The sequence below is a fragment of the Winogradskyella sp. PC D3.3 genome, from assembly GCF_054366245.1.
In genome coordinates this window covers 3,610,317-3,625,071 of record NZ_CM135962.1, presented here as the reverse complement: position 1 = coordinate 3,625,071, position 14,755 = coordinate 3,610,317, and the positions used below count along the sequence as shown (strand labels likewise).

The 14,755-nt window shown below is 32.0% G+C and carries 17 protein-coding genes; 5 read left to right on the top strand and 12 right to left on the bottom strand.

Features of this window, described 5'->3' with window-relative positions; all coding sequences use genetic code 11:
- Nucleotides 1-96: 96 nt before the first annotated feature.
- From ACXGSQ_RS16065 to ACXGSQ_RS16055, 3 genes are all read right to left on the bottom strand, one after another.
- The gene (locus ACXGSQ_RS16065) at nt 97-1,920 is read right to left on the bottom strand and encodes a PspC domain-containing protein (RefSeq protein WP_458627163.1); all 1,824 of its coding nucleotides are present in this window, start codon (nt 1,918-1,920) and stop codon (nt 97-99) included.
- The gene (locus ACXGSQ_RS16060; RefSeq protein ID WP_458627162.1) at nt 1,917-2,258 is read right to left on the bottom strand and encodes a PadR family transcriptional regulator; all 342 of its coding nucleotides are present in this window, start codon (nt 2,256-2,258) and stop codon (nt 1,917-1,919) included. Before ACXGSQ_RS16060 ends, ACXGSQ_RS16065 begins: the two co-directional genes overlap by 4 nt.
- A 161-nt stretch (nt 2,259-2,419) precedes the next feature.
- Nucleotides 2,420-2,866 (bottom strand): DUF4870 domain-containing protein, encoded by a 447-nt coding sequence (locus ACXGSQ_RS16055; protein ID WP_458627161.1) that lies wholly within the window; start codon nt 2,864-2,866, stop codon nt 2,420-2,422.
- Nucleotides 2,867-3,012: 146 nt separating this feature from the next.
- Between ACXGSQ_RS16055 and ACXGSQ_RS16050 the strand changes: the two genes are divergently transcribed.
- From ACXGSQ_RS16050 to ACXGSQ_RS16040, 3 genes are all read left to right on the top strand, one after another.
- A complete protein-coding gene (locus tag ACXGSQ_RS16050; RefSeq protein WP_458627160.1) occupies nt 3,013-3,468 on the top strand; it encodes a DUF4442 domain-containing protein in 456 nt (151 codons plus the stop codon).
- A 117-nt stretch (nt 3,469-3,585) separates the two neighbouring features.
- A complete protein-coding gene (locus ACXGSQ_RS16045) occupies nt 3,586-4,383 on the top strand; it encodes a TIGR00266 family protein (RefSeq protein WP_458627159.1) in 798 nt (265 codons plus the stop codon).
- Nucleotides 4,384-4,612: 229 nt separating this feature from the next.
- Nucleotides 4,613-4,810, top strand: a complete 198-nt coding sequence (locus ACXGSQ_RS16040; RefSeq protein ID WP_020896136.1) for a hypothetical protein — start codon at nt 4,613-4,615, stop codon at nt 4,808-4,810.
- Nucleotides 4,811-4,892: 82 nt separating this feature from the next.
- On the opposite strand, the gene ACXGSQ_RS16035 is transcribed toward ACXGSQ_RS16040, so the two are convergent.
- Entirely contained in the window at nt 4,893-5,831 is a 939-nt protein-coding gene (locus ACXGSQ_RS16035) for a LysR substrate-binding domain-containing protein (RefSeq protein WP_458627158.1), read from the bottom strand.
- A 101-nt stretch (nt 5,832-5,932) separates the two neighbouring features.
- Between ACXGSQ_RS16035 and ACXGSQ_RS16030 the strand changes: the two genes are divergently transcribed.
- Nucleotides 5,933-6,412: a Dps family protein gene (locus tag ACXGSQ_RS16030; RefSeq protein ID WP_458627157.1), complete on the top strand. Its 480-nt coding sequence runs from the start codon at nt 5,933-5,935 to the stop codon at nt 6,410-6,412.
- Nucleotides 6,413-6,489: 77 nt separating this feature from the next.
- Here the strand turns inward: ACXGSQ_RS16030 and ACXGSQ_RS16025 are convergent, their stop codons facing one another.
- The 8 genes from ACXGSQ_RS16025 to ACXGSQ_RS15990 all read right to left on the bottom strand — a co-directional run bounded on the left by ACXGSQ_RS16025 (nt 6,490) and on the right by ACXGSQ_RS15990 (nt 13,908).
- Nucleotides 6,490-6,912: a DUF2141 domain-containing protein gene (locus tag ACXGSQ_RS16025; protein ID WP_458627156.1), complete on the bottom strand. Its 423-nt coding sequence runs from the start codon at nt 6,910-6,912 to the stop codon at nt 6,490-6,492.
- A gap of 310 nt (nt 6,913-7,222) precedes the next feature.
- Entirely contained in the window at nt 7,223-8,554 is a 1,332-nt protein-coding gene (locus tag ACXGSQ_RS16020) for a DUF58 domain-containing protein (RefSeq protein ID WP_458627155.1), read from the bottom strand.
- Between the two features lie 89 nt (nt 8,555-8,643).
- Complete coding sequence (locus ACXGSQ_RS16015; RefSeq protein WP_458627154.1) at nt 8,644-8,961, bottom strand: four helix bundle protein; 318 nt, start codon at nt 8,959-8,961, stop codon at nt 8,644-8,646.
- 114 nt (nt 8,962-9,075) lie between these two features.
- Nucleotides 9,076-10,074, bottom strand: coding sequence for an AAA family ATPase (locus ACXGSQ_RS16010; protein ID WP_458627153.1), 999 nt, complete (start codon nt 10,072-10,074; stop codon nt 9,076-9,078).
- Nucleotides 10,053-11,279: a DUF4350 domain-containing protein gene (locus ACXGSQ_RS16005; protein WP_458627152.1), complete on the bottom strand. Its 1,227-nt coding sequence runs from the start codon at nt 11,277-11,279 to the stop codon at nt 10,053-10,055. Before ACXGSQ_RS16005 ends, ACXGSQ_RS16010 begins: the two co-directional genes overlap by 22 nt.
- Nucleotides 11,276-12,010: a DUF4129 domain-containing protein gene (locus ACXGSQ_RS16000; protein WP_458627151.1), complete on the bottom strand. Its 735-nt coding sequence runs from the start codon at nt 12,008-12,010 to the stop codon at nt 11,276-11,278. Before ACXGSQ_RS16000 ends, ACXGSQ_RS16005 begins: the two co-directional genes overlap by 4 nt.
- Entirely contained in the window at nt 12,011-12,898 is an 888-nt protein-coding gene (locus ACXGSQ_RS15995; RefSeq protein ID WP_458627150.1) for a hypothetical protein, read from the bottom strand.
- Nucleotides 12,899-12,900: 2 nt separating this feature from the next.
- Nucleotides 12,901-13,908, bottom strand: coding sequence for a stage II sporulation protein M (locus tag ACXGSQ_RS15990; RefSeq protein ID WP_458627149.1), 1,008 nt, complete (start codon nt 13,906-13,908; stop codon nt 12,901-12,903).
- Nucleotides 13,909-13,943: 35 nt separating this feature from the next.
- On the opposite strand from ACXGSQ_RS15990, the gene ACXGSQ_RS15985 reads away from it, so the two are divergent.
- Nucleotides 13,944-14,660 carry an RDD family protein gene (locus ACXGSQ_RS15985; protein ID WP_458627148.1) on the top strand — a complete coding sequence of 239 codons (717 nt, stop codon included), beginning with the start codon at nt 13,944-13,946 and terminating at the stop codon, nt 14,658-14,660.
- Nucleotides 14,661-14,755: the final 95 nt, after the last annotated feature.

Here is a 14,755-nt window from a genome sequence, read left to right as displayed (position 1 = left end):
GTTGGTTTTTTGATTGATGAATGGTTTGTAATATAAATTTAAGTTGATTAAACTTGTCTACATGGTTTAAAGTGATGAGTTGTAGTATATCTAGTATCAATTGTCATTAACTTCAATACTGACTCCGTTTTCATCATTAATTTTTATGTTAACTTCAGATGTTTTTGATTTAGTTGCTGCGTCTTTTAGAGTTCCCACTTCTTGCTCAATAATGTCTTCAACAGCATCTTCTATGACCCCTTCAAAATCTTGCTCCTTAATTTCTTCAACACAATCTAAACATTCAATGTCATTGATATTAACTTTATAAAAATGATTTTCCATTTCGCGGGTTAACAAATTATCTGGTGCATTGTAATATTTTGAAAAGCGCGATACATAATTGTCAGTATGAAATACTGTTCCTTCAGGTAAATAGATGTAAATCTCTATTTGTTGATCACTAAATTTATTAGATCCTTCTGTTGTAAAATAAGAATCCATTTTCAGTTCGTTTTTATTTAATTCATAATTATAATTTATGTTTTGTGCGCGTTCTCTAGCTAAATCGTAACTACTACCGCTAGCAAGTGAATGAATTTTAATACTAGCTAAAGAATCTGATGTTTGTTTTATAATGAGTCTAACATCGGTACTAGATATTATTTTCTCTCCATTATTTGATGGACTGATCTTATAATTTTGATAATTTCTATAAAAATTTTGATTATACGTATTATGACTTAGCATTCTTAAATTTAGCGTATCACTTGAAGTTATATGGATTTGTTTTTCTACTTGCACAATAGTCGCATCATATGCATGCTCTGTGGCTTGTCTTATTCCTGTAATGATTAATCCGATTATGGCCATAATCCAAAGACCTAACAAGGTGAATTTTGCTACATTCCCTATCGATTTTAAGTTATTAACGAGAATCTTCAATCCTAAGTAAAACACAAAGAAGAAAGGTATGCCGATAGCGAAAAACAACAACATAGACATAAGCCATATTGGAATATTTGCAGCATTTGAAGCTTCGATAAAGTCCATGCCAGGAAAATGAATGGCGTCTGTAATTCCAACCGTAAAAAAGGCAATTATGAGTCCTATTATGACACTAATACCAACGATAATTAAAATAATACCGATGAATTTTGCAATTACTTTTAAGAAAAACATAATGATAGAACCAATGGTTTCAAAAAAGGATTGAGAACTTGATTTTAGCTTATTGCCTTGCTTTTGAAAATCGACACTTTTTACAGTTTCAGATATATTATCAGAAACATGATCAAAACCTTCTTTTAGTTTATCTCCATGTTTTTTTAAATCTACATTTTTTAAGTTTTCGGATACTGTATCAATACTGTCTTTAATTTTTTTTTCGATGTTACTGATGTTTACAGCATCACCAGTCATGGTGAGTTTTTCAGCAGTAGTTTTGGCTTCAGGTATTAAAGCCCAAAGTAAAATATAAAGTAAAAATCCTGTACCAGCCCCAAATATTAAAATAACCCAAAGCAGACGAATCCATAAAGCATCAATTCCAAAATAGTGCCCTAAACCTGCCGAAACACCTCCAACATACGAGTTATCTGTATCTCTAAACAATCGTCGTGTTGAACCCGATTTTTGCCTGTATTGCTGTTTTGGTTCATCTTCAAAAATTTCGTCATCTACTAAGTAGTCTTCAGGTTGTCCCATAATGGTAATAACCTCGTCTACTAACTTTACACCAACAACTTGTTTTTCGTTTTGAATACGTTCTGAAAATAATTCAGCAATTCTAGCTTCAATATCTGCGATGATTTCTGAGCGGCCTTGAGAATCAGTAAATGAACGTTTTATAGCCTCAAGATAGCGTGATAATTTGAGGTAGGCATCTTCGTCTATATGGAAGAATATACCGGCTAAATTTATATTGACTGTTTTATTCATTTCTTTGGTGTTTTTGTGTTGGTTACTAGGTTAACTGCGTTTTGTAATTCGTTCCAAGTAGTATTTAGTTCTGTTAAAAATAGTTGTCCTGTCTCTGTAAGTCCGTAATATTTTCTTGGAGGTCCAGATGTCGATTCTTCCCATCGGTAATTGAGTAATCCTGCATTCTTTAGTCGTGTTAAGAGTGGGTATATCGTTCCTTCTACAACGAGCATTTTTGCGTCTTTTAGTGTGCCTAGAATCTCTGCAACATAAGCATCTTCGTCTTTTAAAACGGATAGAATGCAATATTCTAGTACACCTTTTCGCATTTGTGCTTTTGTGTTTTCTATTTTCATGTGTGTTTTCTATTTTTTATTAAAGTCACATGCAGTTCGCGCAAGAAACTTAATTTATTATAAGATGGTTTTGTTTGCGCTCGTGTCATAGGATGTAATTCTTAAATTCGATTAAACTGTTCATTTTTTGATTGATTTGATTATTGATGAATACTTTTGATTTACTTTAAAAAGTTGATGGTTAATGGATATTTAAATGCGTTTCCATCTCTTGCTGATAAACTGGCTTTAACAATAAGAGCTAATTCGATTATAAAAGCAACAATTGCTAAGGCTCCTAAACCACCTCCGATATAAAGTAGAGGAGAAGGCTCTCCTATATTAATATGAAAATTATTAAAGCCATGGAAATCTAATATATCCATACCTCTAAATATTTTGAATATAAAAAACGGAACACTGAGCGTACCTATAATAACAGCATAGAGTAAAACACTAATCTGAAAATTAATAGCCTGCTTACCGTGTTGATCTATAAATTCTGATTTGTTTTTATTCGCTGCCCATAAGACTATAGGACCAATAAAATTTCCAAAAGGAATTACAAATCGTGAAAACGTTGACAAATGTATAAATGTCGCTAAGTTTTTATGGTGGTTATTTATCATTTTATGAAGTGTATAATAGTTGCTTATACAAATATATGTCTTTAAAAAGGTATTATGTTACGCATAGTACTGAATATTAACATTTCTTTAACATTAGTTAGGCTTAATATTTTCGCTTATTTTAGTGGTAAAATAGATCTGTATTTATGAAAATTACACCCTCTAAACTGAATAATTTTTTAATGTTTAAGCTACCTGCGGCCTTTTTTACAGGTGTAAGAACTAAAGCATTAAATGATAACTCTTGTGTTGTTACTGTAAAACACCGTTGGGTAAATCAAAATCCATTTAATTCTATGTTTTGGGCTGTACAAGGCATGGCAGCCGAATTAACAACCGGAGCATTAGTCATGAAAAAAATTAAAGGAAGTGGTAAAAAGATATCGATGTTAGTGGCTTCCAACAATGCTTCATTTACAAAGAAGGCTACAGGTAGGATTACATTTACTTGTAATGAAGGGCATAAAATAGACGACGCTATAAATAAAGCTATTGAAACAGGAGAAGGCCAAACGGTTTGGTTACACTCTAATGGAGTCAATGCCGATGGAGTAGAAGTCTCTAGCTTTAATTTTGAGTGGACAATAAAAGTTAAATCCTAATCATATAGTTAACACCGCGTGACTATTGTTATAATGGTCCTATAAATTTACTGTAACATTATTAGATTTTGAACAACTTATAAAAGAATCAATCTTAAAAAATCAAAACACAAAATTATGACAGCACACGAAATTGACTATCGTATTTACGGAGAAGAAATGCAATATGTAGAAATAGAATTAGATCCACAAGAAGGTGTTATTGCAGAATCGGGAAGTTTTATGATGATGGACGATGGTATTAAAATGGATACTATTTTTGGAGACGGTTCTCAAAACGATTCTAGTTTTTTAGGTAAAATATTAGGTGCCGGAAAACGAATTCTTACAGGTGAAAGTTTATTTATGACGGCTTTTTATAACGATTTAACAGGAAAGCGTAACGTGTCTTTTGCATCTCCGTATCCAGGAAAAATTATTCCAATAGACTTAACAGAATATGGAGGGAAGTTTATATGTCAAAAGGATGCCTTTCTTTGCGCCGCAAAAGGCGTGAGTGTTGGTATTGAGTTTTCTAAAAAATTAGGTCGAGGTCTTTTTGGAGGCGAAGGCTTTATTATGCAGAAGTTAGAAGGTGATGGTATGGCATTTGTGCATGCAGGAGGAACCACAGCCGTTAAAACCCTAGCGGCAGGGGAAACCTTAAGAGTAGATACAGGTTGTATTATAGGATTTACACAAGGTATAGATTATGATATAGAATTTATTGGAGGGATTAAAAATTCCATTTTTGGAGGGGAAGGTTTATTCTTTGCTAAGTTACAAGGCCCAGGAAAAGTTTATATACAATCGTTACCGTTTAGTCGACTTGCAGGCAGAGTGTTAGCCTCTGTTCCTAGAGGAGGAAAATCTAAAGGGGAAGGTAGTATTCTTGGAGGCTTAGGCGATTTATTAGATGGTGATAATCGGTTTTAAGAGTTTGATTTTTATAATGTCATGATATTTAGGTTATTGCGATATCGGAATTATTCTTTAGATTGTGAAGCCTTTATCGCGTAATTTCAAACTTTTAACATAACAAGCTGTTAAACTTTTCTTGAAAGTGAATTTCATTATTAAAATTTGCTATCTTTAAGTCAGAATTAAAACATTAGCGTATAGATAAAAAACTACTTTTTGTTAACCTAAAAACTTAAAATCACCTATGGCGCGAGCAATGTACGAGTACACTAAAACTGTACTCAGCAAAGTGAGTTTTGATGCGACATTATTCTGTAAGGAAGTGCAAAAAGCAGTAAGACGTTTACTGCCTCACGAACTTGAAGAATTAAGAATATTTATTCAGTCCCTTATCAATCAAAACCCAGATTTAAATCAATGCTTAATTTATTTAAAAGCATAATATAAAACAAGCGTCCTGAGAATGATCAGGACGCTTGTTTTGTAATTAATCACGTTGTGAAATTACTATATCCGTGTTGTGTTTATTTGGCTTTTGGACTAATAATTTCAACATTCTGAAATGCTATAGCACCACGAATAATCCCAGATATCACGGTATGCATAGCATCTATAATTTGCATTTTTAATTCGCTTTTATGGTAAATAATACTCACTTCACGAGCTGGTGATGGTTCTTTAAAATATCTTAAATTAGGACTTAATTTGTCTTTAATATCTAAGGTGTGTAAATATGGCAGTAATGTCATACCCATACCTTCATTAGATAGTTTTATAAGTGTTTCAATACTACCACTTTCTAGTTGGAAATTTTCATCTATTTGATCCTTAAACGTTTTACAAAGATTTATAACTCCATCTCTAAAACAATGTCCATCTTCTAAAAGCAACATATCATTTATGCCTAAATCAGAAACTTCAATAATTTTTTTGTCTTTTAGTCTATGGTTTTCAGGGATGTAAGCTACAAATGGTTCATAATATAGCACACGTTCTTTTATATTGTCACTTTCTAAAGGAGTGGCAGCAATAGCGGCATCTAAATGGCCGTCGCTTAGTCGTGTTAAAATTTCCTCTGTGGTTAACTCTTCTATCTTTAATTTGACTTTAGGATATTTTTTAATAAAACTCTTTAAAAACATCGGAAGAAGTGTAGGCATTACGGTTGGAATAATTCCTAATCGAAACTCACCTCCTATGAATCCTTTTTGTTGATCGACTATGTCTTGAATACGATCGGCTTCATTGACTATATTTCGGGCTTGATAGACAATTTTTCGTCCAACGTCTGTTAATTCAATTGGTTTTTTACTTCTATCAAAGATGATAACATCTAGTTCATCTTCTAATTTCTGAATTTGTGTACTTAAAGTCGGTTGTGTTACAAAGCATTTTTCAGCTGCTTTAGTAAAATTTTTATGTTCTGCTATAGCTAAAGCGTATTTTAGTTGTGTAATTGTCATAACTATTAATTTAGGCTATAAAAGTATAAAAACTATTCATAAAAACTATGCTAAAAAAGTCTAATTGTGTCGTAAATTTGAATATACAAAAAACAACAATTATGAAACTAAATAGCATCGGTTTAGATACCGTAAAAACAAAAGGATTAGCAGATGATTTAAATCAATTATTAGCGAATTTTCAATTGTATTACCAAAATTTAAGAGGTATCCATTGGAATATAAAAGGACATGCCTTTTTTAATCTTCATGTGAAGTTTGAAGAATTATACACAGATGCGAACTTAAAAGTAGATGAAATAGCAGAACGTATTTTAACCTTAGGTGAAACACCACTTCACACTTTTGAAGATTATACAAAAGCCGCAAAAGTACCTGTTGGTAAAAATATTTCTAAGGATGAAAAAGCAGTGCAATTAATTGTAGATTCACTTTCAGAATTATTAAAAATGGAGCGATCTATTTTAGAAGCAGCAGGTGATGCTAATGATGAAGGAACCAATTCTATGATGAGTGATTTTATTACCGAACAAGAAAAAACGGTTTGGATGATGAAAGCATGGTTGGGTGAAACCGTTTAATTTCTAACCTATATTTTAATAAAAAGAAGACTGCTGATTGGCAGTCTTTTTTTGTTTAGGTTAATGTGCATTTTATTTTAGAAACGAATACTCAATTCTAAATCTTTATCGTCAACTTTAAATTTAGCTTCATCATAATTCGGTGGTCCAAATGACATTACGTTATTAGAGATGCCGTAAGATTCTAATGGCATTCCGTTGTCTTGGAAGTCCATACGTTTATTGTCATTTGCATCGTGCATTGTCATTATGGCATACTCTCCAGGTAGAACGTTTTTAAAGATAATTGTTACTTTTCCATCTTTTATTTCTGTTGCTGCATTCTGAAGACCTTTCCCTTTCATAAAAGTTTCTGAATTGTGTAAAGAGGTTAAGACTTTTCCGTTATCGTTTTTTACATTATCTATGGTTACTGTGATTATAATCCCTTTGTTCTCTTCTTGTGAGAAGCCTATTACAGAAGTTAAAACTAGCGCGACGGTTAAAATTAAATTTTTCATGATTATTTGTTTTTAATGGTTAGTGTGAACTACTGTTCTTTTTTGTTGATGATTCAAATATCTAACAAAACGCCATTATTAAATAATCGTAATTACTGAAGTGTAGTTTTAATGTGATGAGTTGTATTAAGTTAAGAGTTAAGAGTTAAGAGATACGAGTTAGGCGATTAGATAAAAAAAATATAGTTTATAATATTAAATTTAATTTTTCACTACTCACTACTCACTACTCACTACTCACTACTCACTACTCACTACTCACTACTCACTACTCACTATTCACTATTCACTATTCACTATTCACTATTCACTATAATAATCCTCTGGCTTTAATTTCTAAATACTTATTAATTGTATTAATCGTTAAGTGCTCTGGAGCTGTTAAAATAGATTGAATACCGTGTTTTTGAAGTTCCTTTACCATTAAACGTTTTTCGAAAGCAAATTTTTCTGCTATGGTTTTATGATAGATAGATTGTAAATCTTCTGCATTTTCATTTAAGATGGTATCTAATTCTGTGTTTTCGAACAAAACAACAACAAGCATATGCTTTTTAGAAATGGCTTGTAAATAGGGCATCTGACGTTTTAAAGCACTAATGTGTTCAAAATTAGTATATAATAAAAGTAAGCTCCGGTGTGTTACTTTTCGTTTTAATTGCGCGTAGAGTAAACCAAAATCACTATCATTAAATTGGGTGTCTACATTGTATAAGGCTTCGAGAATACGGTTAAGATAGGTGAGTTTTTGAATAGCAGGTAGGAAGGTTTCAATTTTTTTTGAAAAAGAAATCATGCCAACTTTATCATGTTTTTTTAAAGCAACATTGCTAAATGCTAAAGTAGAATTTATAGCATAATCTAATAATTTTAAACCGTTGAATGGCATTTTCATTATTCTGCCAGTATCAATAATCGAATAGATAGGCTGTGATTTTTCATCTTGATATTGATTTACCATCAACTGTCCACGTTTTGCTGTGGCTTTCCAGTTTACAGTTCTAAAATCATCACCAGCGATATAATCTTTAATTTGCTCAAATTCAGAAGTATTACCAATGCGTCTTATCTTTTTTAAACCAAATTCTGTCAGTGAATTACTAATGGCTAGAAAATCGTATTTCTGCATTTGAATAATGGAAGGGTAAACCATTACCATTTGCTGGTCTTGAAATTTATACTTGCGTTTTATAATTTTTAGAACCGAAGACACAAATACATTAAGATGACCAAAGTAATATTCACCACGGTCTACTGGTCTTACTAAGTAATCGAAGTCGTGATTTTGATTGGGATTTAGACTCGTTTGATAAAGGAAATCGCGTTTTTGAAATTGCACAGGCAATTCATCTATAACATCGATATACGTTTTAAAAGCATAGTTATTGGTGATTGTAATTGGTACTGGGTTGTTATCGCTATTTGAAAACTTGTCTGGTAAAATTCGCCTGGCCTGTATGGCGTTTTTTTGTTGATAAAGCAGTAATATATCGACGAATAAAAGCACAGCTATAACAATAGTTACTATCCAAGCCACAGCATATAACGTAGGTATCCAATACGACAAAAGAAAGCATACAGAAGCTATTGCCAAATAAATGTACAACTGCTTGTGAATGTATAATGATTTTAAAAAATTCATAATTAGTTAAAAACTAATAGTTAAAAGTTAAAAGTGTAAAACAGTTAATCTATTTAAGCTTTGTTCTTCATGGTTTTAATTGTGGATACTTACATTCTTATTAATTCTTGATTCGCATTGTAAAGTGTTTCAAATGATTGAACTGATATATAGTTTGAGTCTTTAAGAATCGATAGCCAGTAATCAGTTTCATTTGCCTCTTTTAAGGCGATACTCATTTTATGAATGAAATCCTTACTAGATTGTGCAAATTCAGCTTCTCTAAGGTTAGCACCTATTGAAGTTCCACTTCTCATTAACTGTTTCAATAATATAAATTCTCTTTTTTTAGAAGTTAAAGATTTATAGAGCTCCACTATGTTTAATGCAAAGGCGTAACTTTTATTGCGTAAAACAGATGCTTGCATAACTCTTAATTTTTAGTTTTTCACTATTCACTATTCACTATTCACTATTCACTATTCACTATTCACTATTCACTATTCACTATTCACTATTCACTATTCACTATTCACTATTCACTATCTCGGCACTTCAACCGACTGTACAATCATTTCAATGACATTTTCGGTAGTCATGCCTTCCATTTCGCGTTCTGGTGTTAAAATAATACGATGATTTAATACGGGGTTTAATGCTTTTTTAACATCTTCCGGAATCACAAAATCACGACCATTTATGGCAGCAAATGCCTTGGCCGTATTTAAAATAGCAATAGATGCTCTTGGCGAACCACCAAGATATAAATGCGGATGATTTCTAGTTTTTGAAACCACTTCTGCGATATATTTTATAATCTTTTCTTCAACGAGAACAGACTGTGTTTTGTTTTTGTAATCTTCTAATGAGGCTACATCTAAAATAGGATTAATCCGTGTTTGTGGTTTTTCACCCTTACGTTCATGATGCGAGGCAATGATTTTAATTTCATCTTCTAAAGACGGATAATCTACTTTAATTTTGAATAAAAAACGATCTAATTGGGCTTCAGGTAGAGCATAAGTTCCTTCTTGTTCTATCGGATTTTGCGTGGCTAAAACCATAAAAGGATTATCAAACTTATACGTTGTACCGTCGATAGTAGCTTGACGCTCCTCCATGGTTTCAAATAAAGCCGCTTGTGTTTTTGCAGGTGCTCTATTGATTTCGTCTATTAGAACAATATTTGAGAAAACTGGTCCTTTTTTAAATTCAAATTCTGACTCCTTCATATTTAGAATAGACGTTCCTAAAACATCACTTGGCATTAAATCTGGAGTAAATTGAATTCTACTAAATTCAGTTTTTAAAACTTTGGCAAAGAGTTTTGCGGTCACTGTTTTCGCAATTCCTGGAACTCCTTCAATTAAAACGTGTCCATCTGCCAATAACGCTACGATAAGTAATTCCACAAAATGATCTTGTCCGATAATGACTTTTCGCAATTCGCTTTTAATGCTTTCTACGGCATTTTTTAAGTCTTCTAATTGAATGCGATTATCAAAATTTAAGTCGTTGTTTACTGTTTCGTTTTCTTCCATTGATTATGGGATTTAAATTGTTCTATTAAGGTGTTTAACCTTTCTAATTCGGTATGGCTAATGTCATTTTTTTGATTCAAATTTTCAATAAGTTGAAATAAAGCCTTCGTGTCATCAACCGTGTTATTACTTCGTGCCGCTAAGTTGTTTATAAAACTGGCGTTTATTTCTGCAGTGGAAAGGTGTAAAGTGTTTCTAATATACTCTAAAAAAAGTTGCACTTTATGGTGCGAGATCTCTTTATGTTTTCCACTTTCGTAATACATATTAGCGATAGTTCTTGTGAAATCTACAGTCTGATTTTTTAATGGTCTTACAATGGGTATCGCCCGTTGTTTTCGTTTACCTTCAAAAATAATATAGATTAAAGCACCAATAAGCATTAAATAATAGGCCCATTTTAAGGATTTCGTATTTAAAAATAAATACATAGGTGAGGTGTAAAATGTCTTTCCTGTTTTGTAATAGGTATCCACGTATACAGGTTTAGAAGTGTCTATGTATGATAATAATCCAGCGGTGTAATCTTGATTAGGGGACTGTAGAATAAAGTAGTTTGTAAATGCTTGAGGAAATGTACTAAGTATGATTTCACCATCTCCAAAGGGTTGTTTAATACTGCTAATTAGAGTGTCCTCCATAGGCTTATTTTGGCCTCTATACGTATCAATAAGACCAATGACTGATGTTTTTAAGGTATCAATTTTATTAAAATGAAAGAAGGTTGTAGAGCGATCATATTTATACGTTTGTGTATTGGCTATTGCTGGATTTACGAGTTTAACTTGGTATTCGTTATTGAAATTATCAAACGTATTAACAGACCTTGTGTTAAGATTTAAAGTGTCTAGTAATCTTTCTTCAAAATCTACAGCAGCAACAATAAGTGTGTTGCCATTTGAAACCCAATCTAAAAGACTATTCAGTTCTTCTTTACCAAATTGAATACCACCATTGTAGAATAGATAAGTACCGTTGATGTCATTGTTTTTTAAATATTCAAAAGGTGGGCGATCAATAATTAAAACTGAATCTGAAACCCGTTTTAATTGGTCGTTAAACACGTAAGTGCCAAATGGGATTTTATGATGTGTGGCATACGAAGGAAACCAATTAATAGGCTTTGGTTTGTTCATTTCAAGAACAACAATAGCTAAAATGGTTAAGGCTACAAGTATGATGTATATTTTTCCTTTTTTATTCAACGTTTTGCAATGGTATTATTTAAATGTTCAAAAGGACGTTTTAAAGTTTCAAACTTAATGGCATCAATATTAAACTCTCCATACCACACGTAATCATAAATCCTAGTGATATTTTTAAAATCTGCTTTTAAAAGGTCTTTATTAATTTCATTAATATAATCTTCATTTGTTTTTTGAGGTTGCCACAAAATACGTTCACTTTCTGTGAGGTGTTTTAAAGACAATAAATAATAATAACGAATGGCTAATCTGTAATTTTTTTGATTGACAGCTTCATGGATTAAAGCCGGAATATCTTCATTCTTTATAATTTGTTCTTCTTCTGTAAATAAAATAGAACCTTGTTTTCTGCTTTTAGCAATGAGGTTATTCGAATTTACTTTTAAGAAAAACCGAATTAATAAGAACAATAAGAAACCTAATAATAAATAGGGCAGAATGGTAAAAACAAAATATAGAAAGCCAGAGGCTGTACCAACACCAAATATGGCTTCCCAAAACTTTCTAAGAATATTTTGAAACCAATTATAAATCTTTTCTAAAATATTCTCTTCAGGTTGAACTTCTATATAGTTAAAATCATCGTCCGCTTTGTAGGTTTCTAAATCCTCTTCTGTAATTTGTTGTCTTTCTAGTGTGGTATCATCAAACTTTATGGATTGCTCACTTTGTTGCGCAACAGAAAGTTGCCCAAAACAAAAACAAAGAAGGAGCAATCTATATACTAACATTTAGTCTTCTGATTTTCCTATTTCACTAATACGATTATACGTTCCTGTAAAGTTTACTTTTTCGTGTAAATGAAAGTAAATAACCGCTCCAGCAACCATTAAAATGATATTTAATAAAAATTGAAAGAACGTGTTGAATACATTGAGTATTATGACGACAGGATCTGCAGAAAAACTATTTAGATTAGCCGGATCAATTTCTCCAGAAAAAATACCTGTACTTACTAAAGCATAGATAACAGATGGAATTGATATTACCATAAGAAGAATGTAATAAATGATTCCTAAAACGATAAAGACACCAAAGGCCGTCCAGAAATCAGCATTTGCTAATGTAAAACTCTGACTAAAGGCATCTGAAGTTGAGCGTTTAGGTTCAAAAACATACACACTAAATACAATAGCCATAGGAATCATGGCATAAAGCACAGGCAAGAAGCAAAGTGCCATAGCGATAACCAATGTGATTCCTTTTAAAAAACTAAGTCCAAAAAACGACCAAAAGGATTTAAGGACATTACTTTTTATTTCAGAAGGATCAATGCTACCCTTATGGTCTACATACGATTTAATATAAAACAGTGTTGTTGATGCTGTAAGAATATAAGCTGCAATGGCAGAAATAAAGTAAACAATTACAACAATAATGGTGACAAAGACATTAGATGAGTTTAAACTAGGCTCATTAAATCTTGTAAAATTTAATAAATCACCAGCCACATAATTATAGGCTGCAAGTGATAACATAAACACAATAATAGCAGGGCCTGCAATATTAAATAGGGTTCTTATAAATGGCTTAAACTCATTTCTGATGAAGCCAAATGTATCGCTTAAAATACTACTAAAATCACGTTGTTTTCTAAATTCAATATAAGATCTATTCATGTTTAATTAGTTGGGTTAATATTTAGTTCTATGGTATTTTTTAATACCGTATGTTGTTTTAATTTTCGGTTTAATTGAATTGGGTAAATTACGTAGTAAAATAGAATTAATGCTAAAGAACTCGCAATAATTATAATGGCGAGCCAATCTGGCATTTCTGTATGTCTAGTCACAAAGCCTTCTAAAAAGCCTGCTATAATAAAAAAGGGTATGGTGCTCATTAAAATTTTTAAGCCGTTAATAACTCCACGTTTAAAAGCTTCTAGTCTTGGTAATGTTCCTGTAAACAGCATGCCATTACCCATAACAAGTCCTGCACAACCAGCAATAATAATAACAGATATTTCAATAGTCCCGTGAATCCAAATGGTACGCGCTGATTCCCATAGTAGGCCTTGTTCGTAGAAGAAATATTGAAAACTACCTAACATAATGCCATTTTGCATCATAATATATAATGTGCCAATTCCTAATAAGATGCCATAACCAAAGGCAAATAGTGCCACTTTTATATTGTTGAGTGTAATGCCAAGAAACATATGAAATTCTCCTTGTTGTTTATAAACAGCCATTGGATCCCCTTTTTCTATATTATCGATGGTCATGTTAACATAACCATCACCAAGAAAAGATCTAACAAAATCATCTTCGCTCGCAGCTGAGAATGCACCAACCATTACAAAAAGCGTAAATGTTAAAAATGCAACAAGAAGCTCACGATGGTGTTGGTAAAATAAGGTTGGAAATTCTGTTTTAAAAAAAGAAAGGAGTCTGTTTTTAGCTTCTTTTCTAGTTTTATAAATGCGTTGATGTGCTTTTGACGCTAATTGATTAAGGTAGCGCTCCGTATTGCTATGAGCATAAAATGTTTTCGCATAGCTTAAGTGGTCCGTGACTTCAATATAGAGGTCAGAAAGTAAATCGGGATCTATTTGCGTTTTATTTGATAGAATGTTTTCAAATTCTAACCATTTATCTTTATTTTGCTTTACAAAAGCCGCTTCGCGCATTATAATCCCTTTTAGACTTCCAAAGAAAAGAAAATATGGATGAATTTCAAATAGAAACAGCCCAAAATGTGGGGATTAATCAAAATGTTGCCAGTATTGGTGATAGAATGTTTGGATACCTTATAGATAGTGCCATTATTCTTTTGTATACTATTTGTGTTATACTTCTACTAACTACCTTAAATTTGGATATGGGAGATGCATGGGCTATTTACTTATTGGTCTCTTTACCTGCATTTTTATATTATGTTTTACTCGAAACGTTTATGGATGGTAGAACCATTGGAAAAATGCTTATGAAAACTAGAGTTGTAAAACTAGATGGTTCAAAACCTAGTTTTTCTAATTATTTTGTACGGTGGATTTTAAGGATTGTTGATGTGGCTTTTACCTCAGGAGGTGTTGCCGCCTTTACAATTTTAATTAAAGGAAATGGACAACGTTTAGGAGACATTGCCGCAGGTACAACGGTTATTAGTGAAAAAGAACACCTCACTATTGAAGATACACTTATTAAAGATATTCCTGCAGATTATGTGCCTAAATATAGTCAGGTTACCATGTTAAATGATAAAGACATGCAAACCGTGAAAAATTTGTATGATGAGGCCATTAGAAAAGGAAATCATAATATTATTTTGAACTTACATCATCGCTTATTAAAGATAATGGCAATAGACACAACAGAAAAACCTGTAGATTTTGTAGCTACAGTTATCAAAGATTATAATTATTATACTCAAAATATGTAAGAGAGAACCAATTTTCATTTTTCATGAAAATTGTGTGAATCGCTTATGCTGATTGCAGTCGAAGTATTTCAGAGAACCATTTTTCAATTTAAATT

What these genes read in the sequence shown, in the direction of transcription:
- ACXGSQ_RS16060 (WP_458627162.1), bottom strand. Translation starts at nt 2,258, where the DNA reads ATGAAAATAGAAAACACAAAAGCACAAATGCGAAAAGGTGTACTAGAA.
- ACXGSQ_RS16010 (WP_458627153.1), bottom strand. Translation starts at nt 10,074, where the DNA reads ATGGAAGAAAACGAAACAGTAAACAACGACTTAAATTTTGATAATCGC.
- ACXGSQ_RS16045 (WP_458627159.1), top strand. Translation starts at nt 3,586, where the DNA reads ATGACAGCACACGAAATTGACTATCGTATTTACGGAGAAGAAATGCAA.
- ACXGSQ_RS16035 (WP_458627158.1), bottom strand. Translation starts at nt 5,831, where the DNA reads ATGACAATTACACAACTAAAATACGCTTTAGCTATAGCAGAACATAAA.
- ACXGSQ_RS15990 (WP_458627149.1), bottom strand. Translation starts at nt 13,908, where the DNA reads ATGCGCGAAGCGGCTTTTGTAAAGCAAAATAAAGATAAATGGTTAGAA.
- ACXGSQ_RS16040 (WP_020896136.1), top strand. Translation starts at nt 4,613, where the DNA reads ATGGCGCGAGCAATGTACGAGTACACTAAAACTGTACTCAGCAAAGTG.
- ACXGSQ_RS16025 (WP_458627156.1), bottom strand. Translation starts at nt 6,912, where the DNA reads ATGAAAAATTTAATTTTAACCGTCGCGCTAGTTTTAACTTCTGTAATA.
- ACXGSQ_RS16065 (WP_458627163.1), bottom strand. Translation starts at nt 1,920, where the DNA reads ATGAATAAAACAGTCAATATAAATTTAGCCGGTATATTCTTCCATATA.
- ACXGSQ_RS16055 (WP_458627161.1), bottom strand. Translation starts at nt 2,866, where the DNA reads ATGATAAATAACCACCATAAAAACTTAGCGACATTTATACATTTGTCA.
- ACXGSQ_RS16020 (WP_458627155.1), bottom strand. Translation starts at nt 8,554, where the DNA reads ATGAATTTTTTAAAATCATTATACATTCACAAGCAGTTGTACATTTAT.
- ACXGSQ_RS16000 (WP_458627151.1), bottom strand. Translation starts at nt 12,010, where the DNA reads ATGTTAGTATATAGATTGCTCCTTCTTTGTTTTTGTTTTGGGCAACTT.
- ACXGSQ_RS16030 (WP_458627157.1), top strand. Translation starts at nt 5,933, where the DNA reads ATGAAACTAAATAGCATCGGTTTAGATACCGTAAAAACAAAAGGATTA.
- ACXGSQ_RS15995 (WP_458627150.1), bottom strand. Translation starts at nt 12,898, where the DNA reads ATGAATAGATCTTATATTGAATTTAGAAAACAACGTGATTTTAGTAGT.
- ACXGSQ_RS16050 (WP_458627160.1), top strand. Translation starts at nt 3,013, where the DNA reads ATGAAAATTACACCCTCTAAACTGAATAATTTTTTAATGTTTAAGCTA.
- ACXGSQ_RS15985 (WP_458627148.1), top strand. Translation starts at nt 13,944, where the DNA reads ATGGATGAATTTCAAATAGAAACAGCCCAAAATGTGGGGATTAATCAA.
- ACXGSQ_RS16015 (WP_458627154.1), bottom strand. Translation starts at nt 8,961, where the DNA reads ATGCAAGCATCTGTTTTACGCAATAAAAGTTACGCCTTTGCATTAAAC.